We start from the raw sequence: 5,049 nt of genomic DNA, 5'->3' as shown, positions 1-5,049 counted from the left end.
GGCGATCGCGGAGAGCCCGGACGTCGACAAGATCGCATTCACCGGCGGCACCAAGACGGGCCGCTCGATCATGCAAGCCGCCACCGGCAACCTGAAGAAGATCTCGCTCGAGCTCGGAGGCAAGTCGCCGAACATCGTGTTCGCAGACGCCGACTTCGACACCGCAGTCGACTACGCGCTGTTCGGGATCTTCGCCAATGCGGGGCAGGTGTGTTCGGCGGGTTCGCGCCTCCTGGTCGAAGACTCGATCCACGACAAGTTCGTCAAACGCCTGGTGGAACGCGCGCGCCGGATCTCGATCGGCGACGGCTTCGATCCGAAGACCGAGATGGGTCCGCTCATCAGCCGCGCGCACACCGAGAAAGTCGAAGCGTACATCAAAACCGGCATCGAGGAGGGCGCCAAGCTCGAGACCGGCGGCAAGCGGCCGCCCGGCGAGCTCAGCCAGAAAGGCAACTTCGTCGAGCCGACGATCTTCACGAACACCACGCCGGACATGCGCATCGTCAAGGAGGAGATCTTCGGACCCGTGCTCGTGGTGCAGCGCTTCAAAGACGAAGCCGAAGCGGTCAAGCTCGCCAACGACACCGTCTACGGGTTGGCCGGCGCGGTCTTCACCAACGACATCGCAAAAGCGCACCGCGTCATCAGGAAGCTGCGCGCGGGCATCACCTGGATCAACACCTATCACCCGACCTATAACGAAGCGCCGTGGGGCGGATACAAGCAATCCGGCATCGGGCGCGAGCTGGGCACGTACGGCTACGACCAGTACACGGAAGTGAAGCAGATCAACATCAACCTGGCGGTCGAGCCCAGCGGCTGGTTCGCGGACAAAGACAGGTAGCGATGGCGACGGTCACCGGGGTGACGCACCACGCGCTGCCGATCGCGGGCGAGCGCCGTCGCACGGCAAGCGCACAGCCGATCATCAATCCGTACGACGGCTCGACGGTCGCCACCATCGGCGTCGCCACCGACGCCGATCTCGACGATGCGATCGCAGCCGCGGTGCGCGCGTTTGCCGGCTTTCGGGCATGGCCGCGCTACAAACGCAAAGAGCTGCTGCTCGGCATCGCTGCGCGCCTGCGCGAGGGGCGCGACGCGTTCATCGAGCTCATGATCGCCGAATCCGGCAAGCCGCGCACGTACAGCGGCGTCGAAGTCGACCGCGCGGTCACCACGTTCACGCTTGCGGCAGAAGAGTCGACGCGCACCGGCGGCGAGGTGCTGCCGTTGGACCTCTCGGCGGCGACGGTCGGGTACACCTCGATCGTGCAGCGTTTTCCGATCGGCGTGGTGGCGGCGATCGCGCCGTTCAACTTCCCGCTCAACTTGGTCGCGCACAAGCTCGCGCCGGCGTTCGCGGTAGGGAACACGGTCGTGCTCAAGCCGCCGCCGCAAGCGCCGCTGTCAGCCCTCATGCTGGCTGACGTGTGCTTCGACGCAGGCCTGCCGCCCGACGCGCTCTCCGTGGTGCACGCGCCGATCCCGGTCGCAGAACGTCTCGCCACCGACGAGCGCATCGCCATGCTCTCGTTCACCGGCTCTGCCAAAGCCGGCTGGCATCTCAAGAGCATCGCCGGCAAGAAGAAGGTCGTGCTCGAGCTCGGCGGCAACGCGGGCGCGGTCGTCGCGGCCGACGCGGATCTGGCGTGGGCGGCGAAACGTTGTGCCCTCGGCTCATTCGCGCAGTCGGGCCAGGTGTGCATCAAGGTGCAGCGCATCTTCGTCGAACGGCCCGTGTACGATCGCTTTGCGCAGCTATATCGCGAGGAGACCAAGGCGTTGGGCGTCGGCGACCCCGCGCAGGCGGCGACCGTAGTGGGTCCGCTCATCGATACCGCGAGCGCGGACCGCGTCGAATCGTGGATCGGCGAAGCGGTGAGCGCGGGCGCAACCCTGGTCTCCGGCGGCGTGCGCCACGGCAACGTCATCGAGCCGACGATCCTCACGCAGACCAAGCCCTCGATGAAAGTCGAAGCCGAAGAGGTGTTCGGACCGGTGGCCACGCTCAGTCCGGTGGATTCCATCGACGAGGCGTTCGCGCGCGTCAACGAGACGCGCTACGGGCTGCAGGCGGGCGTGTTCACGTTCGACGTGCGCATCATCGCGAAAGCATTCGAAGAGCTGCAAGTGGGCGGCGTGATCGCCAACGACTATCCGACGCTGCGCGTTGACAACTTCGCGTACGGCGGGGTCAAGGACAGCGGTTTCGGACGCGAAGGCGTCCGCTACGCGATGGATGAGATGACCGAGCTGAAGACCCTGGTCGTGAAGTACCGGTGATACCGGTGATCCGGCGCTGATGCAGGCGCCGCGGCGCTCGATCCTCCAGCGGCTGATGGCGGTTCAGCCGCTTTCGCGTGTGCGGCCGGAAGAAGAAGGCCGTCCGACTCTGCGCCGCGTGCTCGGCGTGCCTGCACTCATCGGCATCGGACTCGGAACGATGCTCGGCGGCATCTTCACCACGATGGGATCGGGTGCGCAGGCCGCAGGTCCTGGTGTCATCCTGGCGTTTGTGTTCTCCGGTGCCGCCTGCGTCTTCGTGGCCCTGTGCTACGCGGAGTTCGCCTCGATGGTGCCGGTCGCGGGCAGCGCATACACCTACGCGTACGCGACGCTCGGCGAATTCATCGCGTGGATCATCGGCTGGGACCTGATCCTCGAGTACGGGATCTCGGCCGCGCCGGTGGCGTCGTCGTTCTCCGGCTACGTGCAAGAAGGTCTGCAGAGCATCAACATCTCGCTGCCCGCGTGGATGCAGAGCGCGCAGCTCGCGACTTCGTGGACGCCCGCGGCGATCGGCTCGTGGCACTTCGGAGCGCTGCACGTCGACCTCGCAGCGTCACATTATGACATCATCGCCGCGGTGGTCGTGCTGCTGATCAGCCTGCTTCTGGCGATCGGCATCAAAGAGTCGGCGGGCGCCAACGCGATCTTCGTCTGGGTGCAGGTCGCCGCATTCATCATCTTCTTCATCGCGTGTTTTTCGGCACTGCATCCGGCCAACTTCACGCCGTTCGCGCCCAACGGCTTCCACGCGATCGTGCGCAGCGCGGCGCTCGTGTTCTTCGCCTACATCGGCTTCGACACCGTGACGGTCGCCGCCGAAGAGTCGCGCAACCCGCAACGCGACGTGCCGATCGGCGTCATCGGCTCGCTGCTGATCGGCGGCATCCTCTACATACTGATCTCGGTGTTCACGGTCGGGGTCGTCCCATGGCAGCACGTCGACGTCAACTCGGCGATGGGCCAAGCCGTGCGGCTCGCGGGCAACAACCACTTCTTCGTGGCGGCCGTGACCGCCGGCGCGATCGCCGGCACGACCAGCGTCATGGTCACGTCCCTGCTGGGCCAGACGCGCATCTTCTACGTGATGGCGCGCGACCGCATGCTGCCACCTGCCTTTGCGGCGATCCATCCACGTTTCCGCACGCCCGCGCGCATGACGGTGATCACCGGCGTGATCGTCGCGTTCCTGGCGCTCATCGTGCCGCTCGAGAAGCTGCTCGAGCTGGTGAACATCGGCACGCTGTCGGCGTTCGTGATCGTCAGCATCGGCGTGTTCGTGCTGCGCTTCGTCGCGCCGCACGCGCATCGCCCGTTCAAGGCGCCATTCGGACTCGCGATGTCGGTGCTGGGGTGCCTCTCGTGCCTGTGGATGATGATAGCGCTTCCGGCCGCGACATGGATACGCTTCGTCGTTTGGTTCCTGATCGGCGTGGTCGTCTACGCGGTCTACGGCTATCGCCACAGCTTGCTGCGCAACCCGCCGCCCCCGGCGGACGTGCCGGCCGCGGTCGAGGCGGACCCCGTTACTTAGGTCACTCGCCCCGTTTTCGGCTTGACATCGAAAGCCGCGCGTGCGCCGCGGCGAGCAGCGCATTCGCGGTGATGCCGTCGTCAGGACACAATGCGGCTCCGAGCGATGGTTTGCCGGCGCCGCCGGTGCGTTTTCGTAACGCCGTCGTGAGCCGCGATGCGACGCGGCGTACGTGCGCGCTATCGGCACCCGCGAGAATCGCGATACAGCCGCGCGCGGTGACGCAGACCTCATCACCGTCGCGCAACAGACCTGACAACGCCTGCGCGGTCGCTTCCGCCGCTTCGCCGGGGACCGATACGGCTAGCACGCCGAATCCTATGTCGCTGGCGCGATACCAGGCGAGTTCGTCTGCGAGCAGCGCTGTCGCGTCCGCCGGCTGCTGCTGCACGAGCGGTCGGGAAATCGCGCGTAGCCGGCGCGTCGCATCGGACCGAACCGATCGGGCTGGGTCTCTGCCCGACGCCGGTGGTCGGTCGAGTAAACTCGACCGCTCCATGTCCGCGGGGGGCGAGCCGTTCAGCATGTCGAGCCACGCCTGCGGCAGTTTGCCGGCGAGATAGTCGCTGCGCGGAAAGACCACCACGTTTGAAGGCACGCGCGCCGAAAGCGTCGCCGCATCCTCCGCTGCGATCGCGACTCGCGCGTCGGCGAGCAGCGCGACGATCGCGTCCGCGACGCTGCGCTCGCCTGCGCGCAGCGGCAGGACACACGCGGAGAATCCGTAGGTGCCATCCGCTGCGGCGCGCAGCGTCGCATAGCGGGATGAATGATGGACGCGGTGGCCGCACGCAGCGAGCGCGCGGCCCGCAGCGCGGCAGTCGGCGCATGGCCGGGTTCCGTCGCAGGCCAAGCAGGCGACATTGACGTTGAGCGAGGACGAGGACATACGATGGCGCTTCACCGCGCCGCCGCCGTGGGCCTCGCGGCGCCGGCGAGCTCCGCGCAGGGCGGCCTGTTCCCGACGACGAGGCTTTGAAACCATACCCTCACGAACAGGTATGTAGTAGCGCGTTCTCTAGAACGCGCCCGTGCGGGTTCAAAGAACCCGCTGCTACACAAGAGGATATCTATGAACGTCGCACCCGAAGCCACCGAGATCATCAACGATTACGTCGACCGCGTGCGCGCCGCGTTGCCGCTGGCCCCGAGCACCCGGCTCGCGGTCGCCGACCGCCTCTATCACGACATCCTTAGCGCCTGCTGGGCCAAGGCGCAATCCG

The 5,049-nt window shown here is 66.6% G+C and carries 4 protein-coding genes; 3 read left to right on the top strand and 1 reads right to left on the bottom strand.

From position 1 onward, the window contains the following. The 3 genes from VKF82_07160 to VKF82_07150 all read left to right on the top strand — a co-directional run. Positions 1-847: aldehyde dehydrogenase family protein (locus VKF82_07160; GenBank protein HME81840.1), on the top strand; the 847-nt coding region annotated here is incomplete at its 5' end. Positions 848-849: 2 nt separating this feature from the next. Further along, complete coding sequence (locus VKF82_07155) at positions 850-2,289, top strand: aldehyde dehydrogenase family protein (GenBank protein HME81839.1); 1,440 nt, start codon at positions 850-852, stop codon at positions 2,287-2,289. A 19-nt stretch (positions 2,290-2,308) separates the two neighbouring features. After that, entirely contained in the window at positions 2,309-3,826 is a 1,518-nt protein-coding gene (locus VKF82_07150; GenBank protein HME81838.1) for an amino acid permease, read from the top strand. Position 3,827: 1 nt separating this feature from the next. Here VKF82_07150 and VKF82_07145 read toward each other — a convergent pair whose 3' ends face one another. Further along, positions 3,828-4,715, bottom strand: coding sequence for a hypothetical protein (locus VKF82_07145; GenBank protein ID HME81837.1), 888 nt, complete (start codon positions 4,713-4,715; stop codon positions 3,828-3,830). Positions 4,716-5,049 lie beyond the last annotated feature (334 nt).

This window comes from Candidatus Eremiobacteraceae bacterium (assembly GCA_035314825.1).
In the GTDB taxonomy this organism is placed as follows: domain Bacteria; phylum Vulcanimicrobiota; class Vulcanimicrobiia; order Eremiobacterales; family Eremiobacteraceae; genus JAFAHD01.
Note: the sequence above shows the minus strand (reverse complement) of the source record. Positions and strands in the feature narration are given on the sequence as shown.

Bases quoted from the DNA above. Each gene is read 5' to 3' on its own strand.
- VKF82_07155 (HME81839.1), top strand. From the start codon at position 850: ATGGCGACGGTCACCGGGGTGACGCACCACGCGCTGCCGATCGCGGGC.
- VKF82_07150 (HME81838.1), top strand. From the start codon at position 2,309: ATGCAGGCGCCGCGGCGCTCGATCCTCCAGCGGCTGATGGCGGTTCAG.
- VKF82_07145 (HME81837.1), bottom strand. From the start codon at position 4,715: ATGTCCTCGTCCTCGCTCAACGTCAATGTCGCCTGCTTGGCCTGCGAC.